This is a genomic window from Pseudophaeobacter sp. A-200-2 (assembly GCF_041008815.1).
GTDB classification, from domain to species: Bacteria; Pseudomonadota; Alphaproteobacteria; order Rhodobacterales; family Rhodobacteraceae; genus Phycobacter; species Phycobacter gallaeciensis_A.
In genome coordinates this window covers 223,737-243,811 of the sequence record NZ_JAXGFU010000004.1, presented here as the reverse complement: position 1 = coordinate 243,811, position 20,075 = coordinate 223,737, and the positions used below count along the sequence as shown (strand labels likewise).

Below are 20,075 nucleotides of genomic sequence, written 5' to 3'. Positions count from 1 at the left end.
GGATCATTCCACCGTTACGGATTTGGCGAGGTTGCGCGGCTGGTCCACATCGGTGCCCTTGGCCACGGCGGTGTGATAGGCCAGCATCTGCGCGGGCAGGGCGTAAAGGATCGGCGACAGGCTGTCGTGGACCTGCGGCATGCGGATTGCCTGCCAGACCTCGTCACCCGCCTCGGCAAGCCCTTCGGCATCCGAGACCAGCATCACCTTGCCCTTGCGCGCCATGACTTCCTGCATGTTGGAGACCGATTTGTCGAAAAGATCGTCCCGCGGGGCGAGAACCACGACCGGCATGTTGTTGTCGATGAGCGCGATGGGGCCGTGTTTCAATTCCCCCGAGGCATAGGCTTCGGCGTGGATGTAGCTGATTTCCTTCAGTTTCAATGCGCCTTCGAGCGCCAGCGGGAACATCAGCCCCCGGCCCAGGAACAGCACATCCCGCGCTTCGCTGAGCTTCAGGGAGGCCTGACGGATCGCCTCGTTCTGCTCCAGTGCAGCAGACATGACGTTCGGAAGCCCGCGCAGAGCGGAGACATGCGCCTGCAGTTCTTCTTCGCCGATTTCGCTCCGGTCGGTTGCGGCCTTGAGGGCCAGCATCAACAGCACGCTCAGCTGGCAGGTAAAGGCCTTGGTCGAGGCGACTCCGATTTCGACGCCAGCATGAATCGGCAGGGCCAGATCGCTCTCGCGGGCGATGGAGCTTTCGGGGACATTGACCACCGACAGGATCTGATCGGCCTTGTCCTTGCAATAGCGCAGGGCGGCGAGGGTATCTGCGGTCTCGCCCGATTGGGAGACAAACAGTGCGGCAGTGCGATCGGGGATCGGTGGTTCGCGATAGCGGAACTCGGAGGCGATATCGACCTCGACCGGAATGCGGGCCAGTTTTTCGAACCAGTATTTCGCAGTGAGGCAGGCATAAAAGGCGGTGCCACAGGCGACCAGTGTCAGCCGGTCGATTTTTGTGAAATCGATCCCGTCTCCTGGCAGGTGCACCGCGTCTTCGCCGACTGGCAGGTAGTGGCGGATAGCTTCGGCAATGACCGTGGGCTGTTCGGCGATTTCCTTGGCCATGAAATGCTTGTGTCCGGCCTTGTCGACCTGTGCTGCGTCTATCTGAATGGTGCGCATTTCGCGGTTCGCCAGATCCCCGTTCGCGTCGCGGATCTCCAGGCCGCTGCGGGTCAGGACGGCGCAGTCGCCTTCCTCAAGATAGGTGATCTTATCCGTAAGCGGCGCCAGGGCGATGGCATCGCTGCCGACGAACATTTCGCCGGTGCCATGACCGATCGCCAAGGGCGAGCCCTTGCGGGCGGCCACCATCAGATCCTCTTCGCCGTCGAACAGGAAGGCGAGGGCGAAGGCGCCCTCTAACCGGGACAGCGTTTTCTGTGCGGCCTCGGCGGCGGACAGGCCACCGCGCATATAGCGTTCCGCCATCAGCGCAACGGTTTCGGTATCGGTTTCGGTCTGAAACTCAATGCCGTCCCCCGCGAGTTCCGCGCGCAACTCGCGGTAGTTTTCGATGATGCCATTGTGCACGACGGCCACGGCGCCGGCACGATGCGGGTGCGCGTTGTTGACCGAAGGTTCGCCGTGGGTGGCCCAGCGGGTGTGGCCGATGCCGGATTTTCCCGCCAGCGGCTCATGCACCAGCAGATCGCTGAGGTTGACCAGCTTGCCGACAGCGCGGCGGCGTTCCAGCTTGCCGTCGTTGACGGTGGCAATACCGGCACTGTCATAGCCGCGGTATTCCAGCCGCTTCAGCGCCTCCACCAGCAGGGGCGCGGCTTCATGATTGCCAAGAACTCCGACGATTCCGCACATTACGCGCCTCCTTTTGCCTTGCGGGCCTTCTTGGCGCGCAGCATGTCCATCAGTTTTCGCGCGCGGCCGGGTTTGTTTTCCTGGGCGCTGCGTGAGATTGCCAGATCACCATCGTCAACGTTCTTTGTCACCACGGTGCCGCTGGCGGTCATCGCCTCATCGCCAATGCGCACCGGTGCCACCAGAAGGGTGTTGGAGCCGATGAAGCTGCGGGCGCCGATTTCGGTCCGGTGCTTCATTACGCCATCATAGTTGCAGGTGATGGTGCCGGCCCCGATATTGGTGGCCTCGCCGACCGAGGCATCGCCCACGTAAGAAAGATGATTGACCTTGGCGCCAGCAGCGATTTCGGCGTTCTTGATCTCGACGAAGTTGCCGATGTGGGTGTCTTCTGCCAGTTCGGCGCCGGGGCGCAGGCGGGCATAGGGGCCGACCTTGGCGCCGCGGCTGACGTGGCAGCCTTCGAGATGCGAAAAGGCACGGATCAGCGCGCCGCTTTCCACCGTGACGCCAGGGCCAAAAACCACATTGGGTTCGATCACCGCATCGCGGCCGAGTACGGTGTCAAAGGCGAAATAGACGGTTTCAGGCGCCATCAGGGTGACGCCATTTTCCAGCGCCTCGGCGCGGGCGCGGCTCTGGAACAGCGCATCGGCCTGGGCCAGTTCCGCGCGGCTGTTGATACCCAGCGTTTCAGCCTCGTCGCAGGCTACGGCGGTGACGCGCAGGCCCTTGGCGCGGGCCAGTTCCACCAAATCGGTGAGGTAGTATTCGCCCGCCGCGTTGTCGTTGCCGATCTCGGCGATCAGGTCGAACATCAGCTGCGATGCGCAGGCCATCAGGCCGGAATTGCAGAAGGTGATTGCGCGTTCGGTCTCGCTCGCGTCCTTGAACTCGACGATCCGCTCCAGGCTGTCGCCGTCCATCACAAGCCGCCCATAGCGGCCAGGGTCAGCAGCCTCGAAACCCAGAACCACCAGATCGGCCTGTGCGCGCGCTTCGATCATGCGGGTGATGGTCTCGGCGCTGACAAAAGGCGTGTCGCCATAAAGAACCACCGCATCGCCATCAAACCCGGTCAGCGCCTCCCGTGCCTGATCCACTGCGTGACCTGTGCCCAGCTGTTCCTCTTGCAGCACAACCTCGGCGCTCTCGTCGATGTCGGCCACGGCGGCGCGCACGGCTTCGGCGCCATGACCGGCAACCACGACGATCCGCTCCGGCTCCAAAGCGCGCCCGGCGGACATGGCGTGTTCCAGCATGGGGGCCTGGGCGATGGGATGCAGGACCTTCGGCAGATCCGAATTCATCCGCGTACCTTTGCCTGCGGCCAGGATGACGAGGGCTGTGCTCATGTTATGTTTCTCTTTGTCTTTTCAGCGCCCCCGTTTTATCCGCTAACAGTGGGTGCGCAAGCCATTGCGCCATCAAACTAGGTTGCGGCTTGCAACATCATGCGGCGGAAATGCGCCGAAAGGGGACGATATGCGGACGGTGATCTTTGATCTGGATGGTACTCTGGCAGACACGTCGGGGGATTTGCTGGCAGCGGCCAATGCCTGTTTCCGCCAGATGGGCCATGGTGACCTGCTGACCCGCCCGGGCGATGCGGCGATTGCCCTGCGCGGTGGCAAGCGGATGCTGACCGAGGGGCTGAAGCGGGTCAATGAGTACGATGACGCTACCGTCGAAGCCTTTTATCCCGTGCTGCTGGAGGCGTACAAAGGCGCAATCGATCACCACACCGTTCTGTATCCCGGCGCGATGGATGCCGTCGAGGCGTTGAAACTGGCTGGCTATGGCGTTGGCATCTGCACCAACAAGCCTGAGGCGCTGGCCGAGCAGCTGATGCGATCCCTTGGCGTGCGCGATGCCTTTGCCTCGCTTGTGGGCGCCGATACGCTGCCGGTGCGCAAGCCCGATCCCGCGCCCTTGTTCGAAGCGGCCCGCCGCGCGGGCGGTGATCCCGCGCGCACCGTTCTGATTGGCGACAGCGATACCGACCGCAATACATCCGCCGCGGCGGGCGTGCCCTCGGTCCTCGTCACCTTCGGTCCTGCAGGCGAAGATATGGCGGCGCTGAAACCCGAGGCGCTGCTGCACCGGTATGAAGATCTGCCCGGGGTGGTGGCGGAATTGCTGCCCTTATGATCTGATGTCCTTCCGCACGCGTCTGAAACCGGGCGCGACAGCGGCTTCCCCCTTGACCCCGCAGCTGGCCGCGCTCACAAACAGGCCATGAGCGAGATTTTCACTGGCAGTTTCACCCAGCAGGAACCCATTCCCGAAGAGGCGATTTCCGCCGCGATGGAGGTACTGCGCCATGGCCGTCTGCACCGCTACAATGTTGCGGGCGACGAGGCCGGAGAGACCGCGCTGCTGGAGCGCGAATTCGCCGATCAGATGGGAGCGAAATACTGTCTGGCCGTTGCTTCGGGCGGCTACGCACTGGCCACCGCGCTAAGAGCGGTTGGCGTGAAACATGGCGACCGGGTGCTGACCAATGCCTTTACACTTGCGCCGGTGCCGGGCTCCATCGCAGCTGTCGGCGCCACGCCGGTCTATGTGGATGTGAGCGAGGATCTGACCATCGATCTGGAGGATCTGGCCGCCAAGGCGGATCAGGCGGGCGTTCTGATGCTGAGCCATATGCGCGGGCATCTGTGTGACATGGACCGGCTGATGGAGATCTGCAACGACGCCGGGATCACCGTGATCGAGGATTGCGCCCACACCATGGGGGCGGCCTGGAATGGCACGCTTTCGGGACGGCATGGCACGGTGGGTTGCTATTCCTGCCAGACCTACAAGCACGTGAACTCGGGCGAGGGCGGATTGCTGATCACCGATAACGAGGAGGTCGCCGCGCGGGCTATCATCCTGTCCGGATCCTACATGCTCTATGGCCGTCATCTGGCCGCGCCGGGGTCAGAGGTGTTCGAACGGGTGAAATACGAAACCCCGAATATCTCCGGGCGGATGGACAATCTGCGGGCGGCGATCCTGCGGCCCCAGCTGCGCGATCTGGAGGTGCAGGTCGCCCGCTGGAATGAACGCTACAGGGAGGTCGAAACCGGGGTGCGCGGCACGCCGGGTCTGACTGTGGTGGTGCGCCCGGCTGCGGAAACCTATGTGGGCTCCTCTATCCAGTTTCTGTTGCTGGATTGGGCTGCGGACCGGGTGCAGGAAGTCCTGCGCCGCTGCGCCGCCCGAGGGGTTGAGCTGAAGTGGTTTGGTGAACCGCAACCCGTTGCCTTTACCTCCCGCTATGACAGCTGGCGCTACGCCGAGACGCCGTCGCTACCCAAAAGTGATCGCATTCTGGCGGGGATCGTCGATATGCGGGTTCCGCTGACCTTCAGCCTTGAGGACTGCGCCCAGATCGCCCGCATCATCCGCGCCGAGGTCGGTGCAGTGTTTCAGGGCGCCTGAACCACAGCAGAGGCTGTTTTCAGAACCAATCAACTCCGACTGGCCGGGCCCCGACAGGGTCCGGCCTTTTCGTGTCCCCACGTGACCTCTTGACCTGTGATGGCTTGTCGGCAATAAATGAACACATGTTCAAATAATTCGCGATGACTCGGGAGGAGACGCGAGATGTTCAACGCAAGCATGACTTTTGATCTGGGCGAAGATGTAAACGCCCTGCGCGACATGGTGCACCGCTGGGCGCAAGAGCGCGTCAAGCCGATGGCGCAGGAGATCGATCAGAAGAACGAATTCCCCGCCGAGCTGTGGCAGGAGATGGGTGAGCTCGGTCTTCTGGGTATCACCGTCCCCGAGGAATTCGGCGGAGCCGGGATGTCCTATCTGGCCCATACCATCGCGGTCGAGGAAATCGCCCGCGCCAGCGCCTCGGTGTCCTTGTCCTATGGCGCGCATTCCAACCTCTGCGTCAACCAGATCAAGCTGAACGGCAACGCCGAGCAGAAGAAGAAATACCTGCCCCGGCTGATTTCGGGTGAACACGTCGGCGCGCTGGCGATGTCCGAAGCGGGCGCTGGCTCTGACGTTGTGTCGATGTCCCTGCGTGCCGAAAAGCGCAACGATCACTATCGCCTCAACGGCAACAAATACTGGATCACCAACGGCCCCGATGCCGACACGCTGGTGGTCTACGCCAAGACCGATCCCGAAGCAGGCTCCAAGGGCATCACCGCCTTCCTGATCGAGAAAGAGTTCAAAGGTTTCTCGACCTCGGTGCATTTCGACAAGCTGGGCATGCGCGGCTCCAACACCGGCGAGCTGATCTTTGAGGACTGCGAAGTGCCGTTTGAGAACGTGCTGGGTGAAGAGGGCAAGGGCGTTCAGGTTCTGATGTCCGGCCTTGATTACGAACGCGTGGTTCTGGCGGGCATCGGCAGCGGTATCATCGCCGCCTGCATGGACGAGATGATGCCCTACATGAAAGAGCGCAAGCAGTTCGGCAAGCCGATCGGAAGCTTCCAGCTGATGCAGGGCAAGATCGCCGATATGTACACGGCGATGAATTCCTCGCGCGCCTATATCTACGAAGTGGCCAAGGCCTGCGACAATGGCACGGTGACGCGCCAGGACGCGGCGGCTTGCTGCCTTTATGCCTCTGAGCAGGCAATGGTGCAGGCGCACCAGGCGGTGCAGGCCTTTGGCGGTGCCGGTTATCTGTCTGACAATCCGGTGGGCCGGATCTTCCGCGATGCCAAGCTGATGGAAATCGGCGCGGGCACTTCGGAAATCCGCCGTATGCTGATCGGCCGCGAGCTGATGGCAACCATGTAAACGCAGAAAGCCCGCGTGACCGAGGGAAGGCACGCGGGCTTGTCTGTGGTCCGGGCAGGCGGCAGCGCCCGCCCGGGAAACCGGATCAGAGGGTCAGAAGCGGTGGACGTAGGCAACACCCACAACAACCGGATCAATCTCGGCGGTACCGATCGCGGCACCGTTCAGGAAGGCGTCGGTCTCGATATCCATGTAGCGCACGTTCAGACGCAGCGCACCGTTGTCCGACACTTGCCAGTCCGCACCAGCGTTGAGCGCAAGACCCCAGCTGTCATCAAGGTTCAGCACGCCAAGCGGCGAGCTTTCTTCAAAGAAGGTGGTGTAGTTCACACCAATGCCGACGAAGGGAGTGATCTTGCTGTTGGTCGGGAAGTGGTAGTTCAGCGACAGGGTCGGCGGCAACTGCTTGGTCGAACCGGCATAGCCGACACCGGCGATGGTGACGTCATGCTCGAACGGGGTCGCGGCCAAGAGTTCGATGCCAAGGTTGTCGCGGATGAAATATTCAACTGTCAGCGACAGTTGCGTTTCATCGCTGACCGTTGCGGCACCCCCGGCCAACGTGCCGTTGTTCGATTTGGGGTTCACGTTGGCGATCCCTGCACCGAAGGTCCAGTCGCCTTGCGACTGGGCAAGGGCCGGGGCCGCAAAGGCGGCGCATGCAGCAGAGAGGGCGAGGGCGGAAACGATGCGTTTCATGGGGAAGATCCCTTTTCTTTCGAGTACGCCGGGATCATGCGCCATGGAGGCGAAAACGTCTCTGATCTGGATCAAGCAGGTTTGTGCCGAGCCTTTGAAATGCACCACAAAACGCGCATGCCTGCCATGCATTTTAGGAAGATCTGACTATGCAGGACTACAGTAGCATACCGGGGCTGACGCCCGATGGTCGCTGGGATCTGCCAGAGCGGCTCAATATGGCGGCACAGGCCATGGATCACCCGGCAGATGCGCTGGCGCTGATCGATCTGACCGGCGCCGCGCGGCGCGACATTTCCCATGGGGAACTGGCGGCGATGGTCGATGGTCTGGCGCGCTATCTTCTGTCGCGGATCCAGCCGGGCGACCGGGTGGGTGTGCTGCTCAGCCAGTCGCCCTGGTGTGCTGCCGCGCATCTGGCGATCTGGAAGGTCGGCGCCATTTCGGTGCCCTTGTTCAAGCTGTTCCAGCACGATGCGCTGGCCTCGCGCGCCGGGGATGCGGGGGTGCGTTTCGTGCTGACCGATCCCGAGGGTGCGCTGCTGCTGGGTGACCTGGCCGAGGCGGTGATGGTGCAGGACGCAGGCATTGACGGCGCCCCGGTGCCCTTTGCCGCGACCGGCCCGGAAACCCCGGCTGTCCTTATATATACCTCCGGCACCACCGGCAGCCCCAAGGGCGCGCTGCACGCCCACCGGGTGTTGACCGGCCATCTGCCGGGCGTCGCCATCAGCCATGATCACCTGGGCCAGCCGGGCGACTGTATCTGGACCCCTGCCGATTGGGCCTGGATCGGCGGGCTATTCGATGTGCTGATGCCCGGTCTGGCGCTGGGCGTACCGGTTGTCGCCGCGCGGCTGGATAAATTTACACCCGAGGCCTGCGTCGATCTGATCACGCGGGGCGGCGTGCGCAATATCTTCTTCCCGCCCACGGCACTCAGGATGCTCAAGGCCGCCGGCAAGGCTGTGCCCGGTCTGCGCTCGGTCGCTTCGGGTGGTGAGCCCTTGGGGGCCGAGATGCTGGCCTGGGGGCAGGAGGCTTTTGGTCTTACGATCAACGAATTCTACGGGCAGACCGAATGCAACATGGTCGCCTCCTCTTGCGGCGTGGATTACCCGTCCCGTCCGGGCTGCATCGGGAAGGCGGTGCCGGGGCATGAGGTCGCCGTAATCGACGCCGATGGCAATCCCACCGATCAGGAGGGCGATGTGGCGGTGCGGCGCGGCTCTGCCTCGATGATGCTGGAATACTGGAACCGACCCAAGGAAACGGCGGAGAAATTCCACGGTGATTGGCTGGTGACCGGCGATCGTGGCAACTGGGAGGGCGACTCCCTGCGCTTCGTGGGCCGCGAGGATGATGTGATCACCTCCTCCGGCTATCGGATCGGCCCGGCCGAGATAGAGGACTGCCTGCTGACCCATCCCAGCGTCGCCACCGTCGGCGTCGTCGGCAAGCCCGACCCGATGCGCACCGAGATCGTGAAGGCCTATGTGGTGCTGAAAGAGGGCGCTGCGGCCACCGAGAAAGAGTTGCAGGACTACGTCAAGGGCCGTCTGGCCCACTATTCCTACCCCCGTGAAATCGCATTTCTGGACGACCTGCCGATGACCGTCACCGGCAAGGTGATCCGCAAGGAACTGAAGGCCCGTGCGGCCGCTGAACAGGAGTCTTCCGTATGAAACTTCAATCCAAGGCAATGCCTTCCTCCGAAGGCTTCAAGCAGAACCGCGCCGCGCATCTTGAGGCGCTGGCGCAGATCAACGAGGCGGCGGAGGCCGCGCGTCTGGGCGGCGGTGAGAAATCCCGCGCCCGTCACGAAAGCCGGGGCAAGATGCTGCCGCGCCGCAGGGTTGCGAACCTTCTGGATCCGGGCTCTCCCTTTCTGGAGGTCGGCGCGACGGCGGCCCATGGCATGTATGACGGCGCGGCCCCGGCGGCAGGGGTCATCGCGGGCATTGGCCGGGTGCATGGGCAAGAGGTCATGGTGGTTTGCAACGATGCCACCGTGAAGGGCGGCACCTACTATCCGATGACGGTCAAGAAACACCTGCGCGCGCAGGAGATCGCCGAGGAAAACCGCCTGCCGTGCATCTATCTGGTGGACAGCGGTGGGGCCAACCTGCCCAACCAGGACGAGGTCTTCCCGGATCGCGACCACTTTGGCCGCATCTTCTACAATCAGGCGCGTATGTCCGCAAAAGGCATCCCGCAGATCGCCGTGGTCATGGGCTCCTGTACCGCAGGCGGCGCCTATGTGCCCGCGATGTCGGATGTGACCATCATCGTCAAGGAACAGGGCACCATCTTCCTCGCCGGCCCGCCGCTGGTGAAGGCCGCAACGGGTGAGGTGGTTTCCGCCGAAGACCTGGGTGGCGGTGATGTGCACACGCGCCTCTCTGGTGTGGCCGATTATCTGGCCGAGGATGACACCCACGCGCTGGCGCTGGCGCGGCGCGCGGTGCAATCGCTCAACATTACCAAGCCGCTGGGCGTCAACTGGGCCAGCCCGGAAGAGCCCGCCTATGACCCTGAAGAAATCCTTGGCGTGGTGCCGGGCGATCTGCGCACGCCTTATGACATCCGCGAGGTGATTGCGCGTCTGGTGGATGGGTCTCGCTTTGACGAGTTCAAGCCGCGCTTTGGTGAGACGCTGGTCACCGGCTTTGCCCATGTGAAGGGCTGCCCGGTGGGCATCATCGCCAACAACGGGGTTCTCTTCTCCGAGGCCGCACAGAAAGGCGCGCATTTCGTTGAACTGTGCAGCCAGCGCAAGATCCCGCTGGTCTTTTTGCAGAACATCACCGGCTTCATGGTGGGCCGCAAGTATGAGAACGAGGGCATCGCCCGCCACGGTGCCAAGATGGTGACGGCGGTTGCGACGACCAATGTGCCCAAGGTGACGATGCTGGTGGGTGGCTCATTCGGGGCCGGTAACTACGGCATGTCGGGGCGCGCGTATCAGCCGCGCTTCCTGTGGACATGGCCGAACTCCCGCATTTCCGTGATGGGCGGCGAACAGGCGGCAGGCGTTCTTGCCACCGTGAAACGCGACGCCATCGAACGCCAGGGCGGCTCTTGGAGCGCCGAGGAAGAGGCCGAGTTCAAGCGCCCCACCATCGAGATGTTCGAGGAGCAGAGCCACCCGCTCTATGCCTCGGCGCGGCTTTGGGACGATGGCATCATCGACCCGCGCAAATCCCGCGAGGTGCTGGCCCTGTCGCTGAGCGCCGCTTTGAATGCACCGATTGAAGACACGCGCTTTGGCGTGTTCCGGATGTGAGGACGAACCATGTTTGACAAAATTCTGATCGCAAACCGGGGCGAAATTGCCTGCCGCGTTATGGAAACCGCCCGCGCCATGGGCGTGAAAACCGTGGCCATCTATTCGGATGCCGACCGGGCCGCGAAACATGTGGCCATGGCGGATGAGGCAGTCCACATCGGCACCGGCTCTGCGCCCGCCGACAGCTACCTTCTGGGGGATGAGATCATCGCCATCGCCAAGGCGACCGGCGCGCAGGCGATCCATCCGGGCTATGGCTTCCTGTCGGAAAACCCCGAGTTCGTGGATGCGGTAGAGGCGGCTGGCCTTGTGTTCATCGGTCCTTCGGCGGATGCGATCCGCAAGATGGGGCTGAAAGACGCGGCCAAGGCGCTGATGGAAGAGGCGGGCGTGCCCGTCGTGCCCGGCTATCACGGCAAGAACCAGGACCCCGAGCACCTGTCGGGCGCTGCCGACACCATCGGCTATCCCGTCCTGATCAAGGCGGTCGCCGGTGGCGGCGGCAAGGGTATGCGTCTGGTCGAGGATCCCAAGGATTTTGACGAGGCGTTGAAAAGCGCGCAGGGCGAAGCCACCACGGCCTTTGGCAACCCGGATGTGTTGATCGAGAAATACATCCAGCAGCCCCGCCATATCGAAGTGCAGGTCTTTGGCGATGGCACCACAGCGGTGCATCTTTTTGAACGGGACTGTTCGCTCCAGCGTCGTCACCAGAAGGTCATTGAAGAGGCCCCCGCGCCCGGCATGAACGAGGAAATGCGCGAGGCCATGGGCCGCGCAGGTGTGCGCGCAGCCGAGGCGATTGGGTATAAAGGCGCCGGTACGGTGGAATTCATCGTGGACGGATCGAATGGTCTGCGCCCCGACGGTTTCTGGTTCATGGAGATGAACACCCGCCTGCAGGTGGAACATCCGGTGACGGAGCTGATCACCGGCGTCGATCTGGTGGAATGGCAGCTGCGCGTGGCCTCGGGTGAAAGCCTGCCGAAACAGCAAGGCGAGCTGATGATCACCGGTCACGCCTTTGAAGCGCGGCTTTATGCCGAAGACGTGCCAAAGGGGTTCTTGCCTGCAACCGGCACGCTGACACATCTGCAATTCCCCGCAAGCTGCCGCGCCGACAGTGGCGTGCGGGCAGGGGACACCATCAGCCCCTGGTATGATCCGATGATCTCCAAGGTGATCGTGCATGGCCCCACCCGCGCAGTGGCCCTGTCGCGCCTGTCGCAGGCTTTGGCGGAAACTGAGGTCGGCGGTACGGTGACCAACCTTGCCTTCCTTGGCGCATTGGCCGCACACGACGGCTTCTCCGCGGGTGATGTCGATACCGGCCTCATCGCGCGGGATCTGGATCAACTGGTGCAGGCCCCCATGGTCAAGCCCGAGCACAAGGCCGCTGCCGGGATGCAGACGCTGGGTCTGACCAACACCGACTGGGATACCGGTTTTACCCTGTGGTCCGACATGCACCGTTCGGTCCATCTCAGCCATCAGGGCGAAGAGTTCGAAGCCATGGTCGAGGTGGACGGGCCGGATCGCCAGATCTGGGCCATCGGTGAGGATCAGGTCGTGGCAAACCGTATCGGAGGTGCCTGGGTTCTGGGCGGCGACCGTCTGCCGCCGATGGCGCAGGCTGGGAACACGATCACCGTTTTCGATGGCTACGGGATCCAGTTCGAGGTGATCGATCCGCTGGACCGGGCGTCGGCTGCCGGGGGCGACATGAACTTGATCGAGGCGCCGATGCCGGGTCTGGTCAAGGCGGTCTTCGCCGAAGCGGGCCAGAAGGTGAAGGAAGGTGATCGCCTTGCCATTCTCGAAGCCATGAAGATGGAGCATTCGCTGCTGGCTGCCCGTGATGGTACTGTGGCAGAAGTTCTGGCCGCCGCTGGCGATCAGGTCGAGGCCGGAGCCGCGCTGGTGCGGCTGGAGGAGGCCGAAGCCTGATCCGCACTCGTAAAGAAACTGCGTTGGCGGCAGGGGGCTGCCAATGCGACAGGATAACGTTGGCAGGATTGCCGGGGGAGGGCGCGCCATGACGCAAAGCGTTGAAATTTTCGAAATGGGCCCGCGTGACGGGCTTCAGAATGAAAAGCGGGCGATTCCGGTGGCGGAAAAGATTGCCCTGGTGGATTGCCTGTCACGCGCGGGCTTCCGGCGGATAGAGGTGGCGAGCTTTGTCTCCCCCAAATGGGTGCCGCAGATGGCTGGTAGCGGTGAGGTTCTGGCGGGTATCAAACGCGCGCCCGGGGTCTCTTATGCGGCGCTGACGCCCAACATGCGGGGATACGAGGACGCGGTGGCGGCCAAGGCGGATGAAATCGCCGTCTTTGCCTCGGCCTCCGAAGGATTTTCCAAAGCCAATATCAACGCCAGCATTGCCGAGAGCATCGAGCGTTTCGTGCCCATCCTTGAGGCCGCGAAGAAGATCGACCTGCCGGTGCGGTGCTATGTCTCCTGCGTGACCGATTGCCCCTATGATGGCGCAACCCCGCCGGAAAAGGTGGCAGAAGTGGCTGAGCGGTTGTTTGAACTCGGCTGCTATGAGGTCTCTTTGGGCGACACCATCGGACAGGGGACGCCGGAAACGATCACGAAAATGCTAGAGGCCGTAAAGGCACGTGTGCCTGTCGAGAAACTGGCCGGACATTATCATGACACCGCCGGGCGGGCGATTGCCAATATCGACGCCTCGCTTGCACAGGGCGTGCGGGTGTTTGATGCCGCCGTCGGCGGGCTGGGCGGTTGTCCCTATGCGCCGGGCGCTGCGGGCAACGTGGCGACGGAAACGGTGCACGCGCATCTGACGGCGCTGGGATATGACACCGGCCTCGATGCGCGGGTGCTGGATGAGGCTGCCGAGGTGGCTCGCGCGATGCGCGGCACGGTCTGATAGCGCGATTTTAGAAAAGAGAGCGATACGATGTTCAACACGATTACCCTTGAGACCGATGCGCGCGGCGTGGCGACCCTGACCCTGAACCGGCCCGAGAAGCACAACGCCATGTCGGGCGAGATGCTGCTGGAACTGAAGCAGGCCGCACAGGACCTTGCCGCCGATGACAAGGTCCGCGTCGTGGTACTGACCGGCGCGGGAAAAAGCTTTTGCGCGGGCGGCGATCTCGGCTGGATGCAGGCGCAGATGACAGCGGACGCGGAAACCCGCGCGAAAGAGGCGCGGGTGCTGGCGGAAATGTTGATGCTGCTCAACACCCTGCCCAAGCCCCTGATCGGAGCGATTCAGGGCAATGCCTTTGGCGGAGGTGTCGGCATGGCCTCGGTCTGCGATGTGGCGATTGGTGTCGATCATCTGAAGATGGGGCTGACGGAAACCAAACTGGGCCTGATCCCGGCCACCATCGGTCCCTATGTGATTGCCCGCATGGGCGAACCGCGCGCGCGTCGTGTCTTCATGTCGGCCCGTCTGTTTGGCGCAGCCGAGGCCGTCGATCTGGGCCTGCTCGCCAGAATCGTTCCGGCCGATCAGCTGGCCGAAGCGGTCGAGGCAGAGGTCGCCCCCTACATGGCCTGCGCCCCGGGCGCGGTCGCCGCAGCGAAAAAACTGACCCGCGATCTGGGTCCGCGTCTGGACGATGCCACCATCGACCACACCATCAAGGCGCTGGTTGACCGCTGGGAAGGCGGCGAAGCCTCCGAGGGCATCGCGGCGTTTTTCGACAAACGCAAACCCAGCTGGCAGGTCTGAAACGGGTCTGAGAGGGGCCTCAGACACGGGTTTAAAGGCGGTTTCGCGGCCTTGCCAAAGACCGAGTATTTCCCTCAGGCGCGCCCAAATTTTGGGCGCGCTGTTCTTTTCTTATACATAGAAAAATACGCATATTTATATGCGTTTGCGGGCCATGTGATGTGCCCACGCCGCGCTGTTAAGGGAAGCTTTAGCCAAACGAAATGCCTGTGTTGACGGTCGGGGGGCAGGGGAGTAGACACGGCCCCAAGTCAACACGCCAATTGACGGCGCGCGAGAATCCGCGCGCGCGGAAAGGAGCCACTCGTGGAAGAGATGTTGCGGGAATACCTCCCGATCCTGGTGTTTCTGGCCGTCGCTATCGGCCTTGGAATTGTTCTTATTCTGGCAGCAGTTGTGCTCGCCGTACGCAATCCCGACCCGGAAAAAGTAAGTGCTTACGAATGTGGTTTCAACGCCTTCGATGACGCCCGTATGAAATTCGATGTGCGCTTTTACCTGGTGTCGATTCTGTTCATCATTTTCGATCTGGAAATCGCCTTCCTGTTTCCTTGGGCCGTCGGCTTCAAGGACATGAGCGACGCAGGCTTCTGGTCGATGATGGTGTTCCTGGGCGTGCTGACAGCCGGCTTTGCCTATGAATGGAAGAAGGGGGCCCTGGAATGGGAGTGATGACCGGAGCCAATACGGCGGGCGTCGACAAGGAAGTCGTCACCCAGGCCCTGAACGCCGAACTGCAGGACAAAGGCTTCCTGCTGACCTCGGCCGAGGACATCATCAACTGGGCCCGCACCGGGTCGCTGCACTGGATGACCTTTGGTCTGGCCTGCTGCGCCGTTGAAATGATGCACACCTCGATGCCGCGCTACGACGCCGAACGCTTCGGTATCGCGCCGCGCGCCTCTCCGCGTCAGTCGGATGTGATGATCGTTGCGGGCACGCTGACCAACAAGATGGCCCCGGCACTGCGCAAGGTCTACGATCAGATGCCCGAGCCGCGTTACGTGATCTCGATGGGATCCTGTGCCAACGGTGGTGGTTACTATCACTACAGCTACTCGGTTGTGCGCGGTTGCGACCGCATCGTTCCGGTCGACGTCTATGTGCCCGGCTGCCCGCCGACCGCAGAGGCTCTGCTCTATGGTCTGATGCAGCTGCAGCGCAAAATCCGCCGCACCGGCACCTTGGTCCGCTGATCGGCTTTGGTTGGAGAATTGATGATGACTGAAGCACTTAACGAACTCGGGACTCAGATCGCGGCCAAGCGCCCCGAATGCGTGCTGTCCTGGGATGTGTCCCATGGTGAGCTGAACGTGGACGTGGCGCCTGCGAATATTGCGGCGCTGGTCGACTTTCTGAAAGCGGATGCGACCTGCAAGTTTTCCACCCTGGTTGATATTACGGCAGTCGATTACCCCGAGCGGACCAAGCGGTTCGACGTGGTCTATCACTTCCTGTCGATGTATCAGAACCAGCGTATCCGCCTGCGGGTTTCCGTACGCGAAGATGAAATGGTCCCCTCTATTGTCGATCTGCACCCCTCGGCCAACTGGTTCGAGCGCGAGGTCTTCGACATGTTCGGGATCCTGTTCACCGGTCACCCCGACCTGCGCCGGATCCTGACGGACTATGGCTTCCGCGGCCATCCGCTGCGCAAGGATTTCCCGACCACCGGCTATACCGAGGTTCGCTATGACGAGGCGCAAAAGCGTGTTGTCTACGAACCCGTCAGCCTGGTTCAGGAATACCGCCAGTTTGACTTCATGTCCCCGTGGGAGGGTGCCGAATACATCCTGCCCGGCGATGAAAAAGAGGGGGCGAAATGATGGACGGCTCCAAAGGTTTCGAAGACGCCCTAACGGGCGAACAGAAGATCCGTAACTTTAACATCAACTTCGGCCCGCAGCACCCGGCGGCGCACGGCGTGCTGCGTCTGGTGCTGGAGCTGGACGGCGAGATCGTTGAACGCTGCGACCCGCACATCGGCCTGTTGCACCGTGGCACTGAAAAGCTGATGGAGAGCCGCACCTACCTGCAGAACCTGCCGTATTTCGACCGCCTCGACTATGTGGCGCCGATGAACCAGGAACACGCATGGTGTCTGGCCATCGAAAAGCTCTGCGGTGTCGAAGTTCCCCGCCGCGCCTCGCTGATCCGGGTCTTGTACTCGGAAATCGGCCGTATCCTGAACCACCTTCTGAACGTCACGACGCAGGCGATGGACGTTGGTGCGCTGACCCCGCCGCTGTGGGGCTTTGAAGAGCGCGAGAAGCTGATGATCTTCTACGAGCGCGCCTGCGGTGCCCGCCTTCACGCGGCGTATTTCCGTCCCGGCGGTGTGCATCAGGATCTGCCGGATGAACTGATCGACGATATCGAGGAATGGGCGATTGAATTCCCCAAAGTTCTGGCTGATATCGACGGGCTTCTGACCGAAAACCGCATTTTCAAGCAGCGTAACTGCGACATTGGTGTGGTGAACGAACAGGAGATCCAGGACTACGGTTTCTCTGGCGTCATGGTACGCGGCTCCGGCCTTGCATGGGATCTGCGCCGTGCGCAGCCTTATGAATGCTATGACGAGTTCGAGTTCCAGATCCCGGTCGGTAAGAATGGCGACTGCTATGATCGCTACCTCGTCCGTATGGAGGAGATGCGCCAGTCGCTGTCGATCATTCGCCAGGCCATCCACAAGCTGCGCGAAGCCACTGGCGATGTGCTGGCCCGTGGCAAGCTGACCCCGCCGAAACGCGGCGACATGAAAACCTCGATGGAAAGCCTGATCCACCACTTCAAGCTTTACACCGAAGGGTTCCACGTGCCCGAGGGCGAAGTCTACGCCGCTGTCGAGGCGCCCAAGGGCGAATTCGGCGTCTATCTTGTGGCGGACGGGAGCAACAAACCCTACCGCGCCAAGCTGCGCGCGCCGGGCTTCCTGCACCTGCAAGCCATGGACCATGTGGCCAAGGGTCACCAACTTGCCGACGTGGCTGCCATCATTGGCACCATGGACGTCGTATTTGGAGAGATTGACCGCTAATGCTTCGTCGTCTGCATTCCGAACAACCCGAAAGCTTTGCCTTCACGCCCGACAACCAGAAGTGGGCCGAAGCGCAACTCACCAAATACCCCGAGGGGCGTCAGGCCTCTGCGGTTATTCCGCTGCTGTGGCGCGCCCAGGAGCAGGAAGGCTGGGTCACCAAGCCCGCGATTGAATATATCGCGGATATGCTGGGCATGGCCTATATCCGCGTTCTTGAGGTTGCCTCCTTTTACTTCATGTTCCAGCTGGTCCCGACCGGATCCGTTGCCCACGTGCAGGTCTGTGGCACCACTTCCTGCATGATCTGCGGCGCCGAGGATCTGATCGCGGTCTGCAAGGAAAAGATCGCGCCGAAGCCGCACACCGTGTCTGCCGATGGCAAGTTCTCCTGGGAAGAGGTGGAATGCCTCGGGTCCTGCACCAACGCACCGATGGCGCAGATCGGCAAGGATTACTTCGAGGATCTGACCACCGAAAGCTTCACCAAGATCCTCGATGATCTGGCAGCAGGCAATCCGGTTGTTCCGGGGCCGCAGAACGGGCGTTACGCGGCCGAGCCGAAATCGGGCCTGACGTCGCTCACCGAATACGACAGTGGCAAGACGCAGTATAATGCGTCTGTGCAGCTGGCCGTAGATCTGGGCGACAGCGTCAAGCGCATTCAGGGCGATGAAGTTCCGATCTTGACCCCTTGGGTTGGCAAGGACGGCGTCGTCGCTGGCCGCGCTGCCGAAGGTCAGCCTCCGAAGGCGCCTGAAGCGGCTAAACCGGCTGCCAAACAGGCTGCCGAGGCTAAGCCCGCACCGAAGAAAGCTCCGGCCAAGAAAGCCGCTGAGCCTGCGTCGCCCGAAGGGGCAGCCGCCAAATCGGTTGAAGAAAGCGCGCCTGAGACGCTGAGCGAAGCCCGCGGTGGCAAGGCCGACGATCTGAAGATGCTGAAGGGCGTTGGTCCCAAGCTGGAAGAGACGCTGAATGAACTCGGTTTCTTCCACTTTGACCAGATCGCCAAATGGACCGAGGCCGAAATCGCATGGGTCGACAGCCGCCTCAAGTTCAAGGGCCGCATCGAACGCGACGGCTGGATTGAGCAATCCAAACAGCTCGCCGCTGGTGAAGAAACCGAGTTCGCCAAGAAGGCCAAGGACGACGGCCGCTACGAAGATTAACCCGTCTTCCGCCTCTGATACCGGGGGCGGGGGAGCAGACATTGGGACCCAATGAGCGCTGAACAGGACAAAGCCATCGCAGCCAAGGGGCGCCATATCGCCCTGGTGATTGCCGGAACCATGCTCGCATGGCTCGCTTTGTCCTTGATCATTGGTCCGGCGATGGGATTGCCGGGCCGTTATGCGCTTCTGTTCGATTTTCTCGCGCTGGCGGGGATGATCTATGCAGGGGTCAACATCGTTCAACTCTGGCGCATGCGTCAGGACAACCAAAGGTAGGCAGACATGCTGAAGGACCAGGACCGGATCTTTACCAACCTGTACGGTATGCATGAGCGGACGCTCAAAGGCGCTCAGGCGCGCGGCCACTGGGATGGTACCGCCGGTCTGATCGAAAAGGGGCGTGACTGGATCATCCAGACCATGAAGGACTCCGGCCTGCGTGGTCGCGGCGGCGCGGGCTTCCCCACTGGCCTCAAATGGTCCTTCATGCCCAAGGAAAGCGATGGTCGCCCGGCCTATCTGGTGATCAACGCGGATGAATCCGAACCCGGCACCTGTAAAGACCGCGAAATCATGCGTCACGATCCGCATACGCTGATCGAAGGTGCGCTGATTGCCTCTTTCGCAATGAACGCCCACACCTGCTACATCTACCTGCGCGGCGAATACATCCGCGAGCGCGAGGCCCTGCAGGCGGCCATCGACGAATGCTATGACAAAGGTCTTCTGGGCAAGAACGCTGCCGGATCCGGCTGGGACTTTGACGTCTTCCTGCACCACGGTGCCGGTGCCTATATCTGCGGCGAGGAAACCGCCCTGATCGAAAGCCTTGAAGGCAAGAAGGGCATGCCCCGCATGAAGCCACCGTTCCCGGCGGGCGCGGGTCTTTATGGCTGCCCGACCACGGTGAACAACGTCGAATCCATCGCCGTCGTTCCCACCATCCTGCGCCGCGGCGCTGAATGGTTTGCGGGCTTTGGTCGCCCCAACAACGCGGGCACCAAGCTGTTCGCGATCTCGGGCCACGTCAACAACCCCTGCGTCGTCGAAGAGGCGATGTCGATTTCCTTCGAGGAACTGATCGAAAAGCATTGCGGCGGCATTCGCGGCGGCTGGGACAATTTGCTGGCGGTGATCCCGGGTGGTTCCTCGGTGCCTTGTGTGCGCGGTGAAAACATGCGCGATGCGATCATGGATTTTGATTACCTGCGCGGTGAGCTGGGTTCCGGCCTTGGCACTGCGGCGGTCATCGTGATGGACAAGCAGACCGACATCATCAAGGCGATCTGGCGTCTGTCCAAATTCTACAAGCACGAAAGCTGCGGCCAGTGTACACCCTGCCGCGAAGGTACCGGCTGGATGATGCGCGTGATGGATCGTCTGGTCAAAGGCCAGGCGGAACCGGAGGAAATCGACATGCTGTGGGATGTGACCAAGCAAGTTGAAGGCCACACCATCTGCGCCCTTGGCGACGCGGCTGCATGGCCGATCCAAGGCCTGATCCGCAACTTCCGCGAAGAGATCGAAGACCGCATCAAGGCGCAAAAGTCGGGCCGCATGGGCGCGATGGCGGCTGAATAATAA

The 20,075-nt window shown here is 62.1% G+C and carries 18 protein-coding genes; 15 read left to right on the top strand and 3 right to left on the bottom strand.

Annotated features, from left to right (window positions below; all coding sequences use genetic code 11):
* Positions 1 to 3: 3 nt before the first annotated feature.
* On the bottom strand, positions 4 to 1,827 hold the full coding sequence (gene glmS, locus SM766_RS08420; protein WP_368947498.1) for a glutamine--fructose-6-phosphate transaminase (isomerizing): 1,824 nt from the start codon (positions 1,825 to 1,827) through the stop codon (positions 4 to 6).
* Positions 1,827 to 3,182, bottom strand: a complete 1,356-nt coding sequence (gene glmU, locus SM766_RS08415; protein WP_368947497.1) for a bifunctional UDP-N-acetylglucosamine diphosphorylase/glucosamine-1-phosphate N-acetyltransferase GlmU — start codon at positions 3,180 to 3,182, stop codon at positions 1,827 to 1,829. The genes glmS and glmU overlap by 1 nt, the downstream gene beginning before the upstream one ends.
* Before the next feature lie 130 nt (positions 3,183 to 3,312).
* Here glmU and SM766_RS08410 point away from each other — a divergent pair, with 130 nt between their 5' ends.
* The 3 genes from SM766_RS08410 (at position 3,313) to SM766_RS08400 (ending at position 6,585) form a co-directional block, all read left to right on the top strand.
* Entirely contained in the window at positions 3,313 to 3,978 is a 666-nt protein-coding gene (locus SM766_RS08410; protein ID WP_368947496.1) for an HAD-IA family hydrolase, read from the top strand.
* Between the two features lie 87 nt (positions 3,979 to 4,065).
* On the top strand, positions 4,066 to 5,259 hold the full coding sequence (locus SM766_RS08405) for a DegT/DnrJ/EryC1/StrS family aminotransferase (RefSeq protein ID WP_368947495.1): 1,194 nt from the start codon (positions 4,066 to 4,068) through the stop codon (positions 5,257 to 5,259).
* Between the two features lie 165 nt (positions 5,260 to 5,424).
* Complete coding sequence (locus SM766_RS08400; protein ID WP_274828819.1) at positions 5,425 to 6,585, top strand: isovaleryl-CoA dehydrogenase; 1,161 nt, start codon at positions 5,425 to 5,427, stop codon at positions 6,583 to 6,585.
* A 93-nt stretch (positions 6,586 to 6,678) separates the two neighbouring features.
* Here SM766_RS08400 and SM766_RS08395 read toward each other — a convergent pair whose 3' ends face one another.
* The gene (locus SM766_RS08395; protein WP_065273793.1) at positions 6,679 to 7,284 is read right to left on the bottom strand and encodes an OmpW/AlkL family protein; all 606 of its coding nucleotides are present in this window, start codon (positions 7,282 to 7,284) and stop codon (positions 6,679 to 6,681) included.
* A gap of 149 nt (positions 7,285 to 7,433) precedes the next feature.
* Between SM766_RS08395 and SM766_RS08390 the strand changes: the two genes are divergently transcribed.
* From SM766_RS08390 to nuoF, 12 genes are all read left to right on the top strand, one after another.
* Positions 7,434 to 8,969 carry an AMP-binding protein gene (locus SM766_RS08390; protein WP_368947494.1) on the top strand — a complete coding sequence of 512 codons (1,536 nt, stop codon included), beginning with the start codon at positions 7,434 to 7,436 and terminating at the stop codon, positions 8,967 to 8,969.
* The gene (locus SM766_RS08385; RefSeq protein WP_368947493.1) at positions 8,966 to 10,570 is read left to right on the top strand and encodes a carboxyl transferase domain-containing protein; all 1,605 of its coding nucleotides are present in this window, start codon (positions 8,966 to 8,968) and stop codon (positions 10,568 to 10,570) included. Before SM766_RS08390 ends, SM766_RS08385 begins: the two co-directional genes overlap by 4 nt.
* A 9-nt stretch (positions 10,571 to 10,579) precedes the next feature.
* On the top strand, positions 10,580 to 12,520 hold the full coding sequence (locus tag SM766_RS08380; RefSeq protein ID WP_368947492.1) for an acetyl/propionyl/methylcrotonyl-CoA carboxylase subunit alpha: 1,941 nt from the start codon (positions 10,580 to 10,582) through the stop codon (positions 12,518 to 12,520).
* A gap of 88 nt (positions 12,521 to 12,608) precedes the next feature.
* On the top strand, positions 12,609 to 13,466 hold the full coding sequence (locus SM766_RS08375) for a hydroxymethylglutaryl-CoA lyase (protein WP_368947491.1): 858 nt from the start codon (positions 12,609 to 12,611) through the stop codon (positions 13,464 to 13,466).
* 30 nt (positions 13,467 to 13,496) lie between these two features.
* The gene (locus SM766_RS08370) at positions 13,497 to 14,279 is read left to right on the top strand and encodes a crotonase/enoyl-CoA hydratase family protein (RefSeq protein ID WP_368947490.1); all 783 of its coding nucleotides are present in this window, start codon (positions 13,497 to 13,499) and stop codon (positions 14,277 to 14,279) included.
* A gap of 306 nt (positions 14,280 to 14,585) precedes the next feature.
* Entirely contained in the window at positions 14,586 to 14,951 is a 366-nt protein-coding gene (locus SM766_RS08365; protein WP_065273116.1) for an NADH-quinone oxidoreductase subunit A, read from the top strand.
* Positions 14,942 to 15,475 carry a NuoB/complex I 20 kDa subunit family protein gene (locus tag SM766_RS08360; protein WP_082996117.1) on the top strand — a complete coding sequence of 178 codons (534 nt, stop codon included), beginning with the start codon at positions 14,942 to 14,944 and terminating at the stop codon, positions 15,473 to 15,475. The genes SM766_RS08365 and SM766_RS08360 overlap by 10 nt, the downstream gene beginning before the upstream one ends.
* Positions 15,476 to 15,499: 24 nt before the next feature.
* Entirely contained in the window at positions 15,500 to 16,105 is a 606-nt protein-coding gene (locus tag SM766_RS08355) for an NADH-quinone oxidoreductase subunit C (protein WP_065273118.1), read from the top strand.
* Positions 16,105 to 17,319: an NADH-quinone oxidoreductase subunit D gene (locus SM766_RS08350; protein WP_274834452.1), complete on the top strand. Its 1,215-nt coding sequence runs from the start codon at positions 16,105 to 16,107 to the stop codon at positions 17,317 to 17,319. Before SM766_RS08355 ends, SM766_RS08350 begins: the two co-directional genes overlap by 1 nt.
* A complete protein-coding gene (locus tag SM766_RS08345; protein WP_274836734.1) occupies positions 17,319 to 18,488 on the top strand; it encodes an NADH-quinone oxidoreductase subunit E in 1,170 nt (389 codons plus the stop codon). The genes SM766_RS08350 and SM766_RS08345 overlap by 1 nt, the downstream gene beginning before the upstream one ends.
* A 51-nt stretch (positions 18,489 to 18,539) precedes the next feature.
* On the top strand, positions 18,540 to 18,767 hold the full coding sequence (locus SM766_RS08340) for a DUF5337 domain-containing protein (protein ID WP_065273121.1): 228 nt from the start codon (positions 18,540 to 18,542) through the stop codon (positions 18,765 to 18,767).
* 6 nt (positions 18,768 to 18,773) lie between these two features.
* Positions 18,774 to 20,072 carry an NADH-quinone oxidoreductase subunit NuoF gene (nuoF, locus tag SM766_RS08335; RefSeq protein ID WP_065273122.1) on the top strand — a complete coding sequence of 433 codons (1,299 nt, stop codon included), beginning with the start codon at positions 18,774 to 18,776 and terminating at the stop codon, positions 20,070 to 20,072.
* Positions 20,073 to 20,075: the final 3 nt, after the last annotated feature.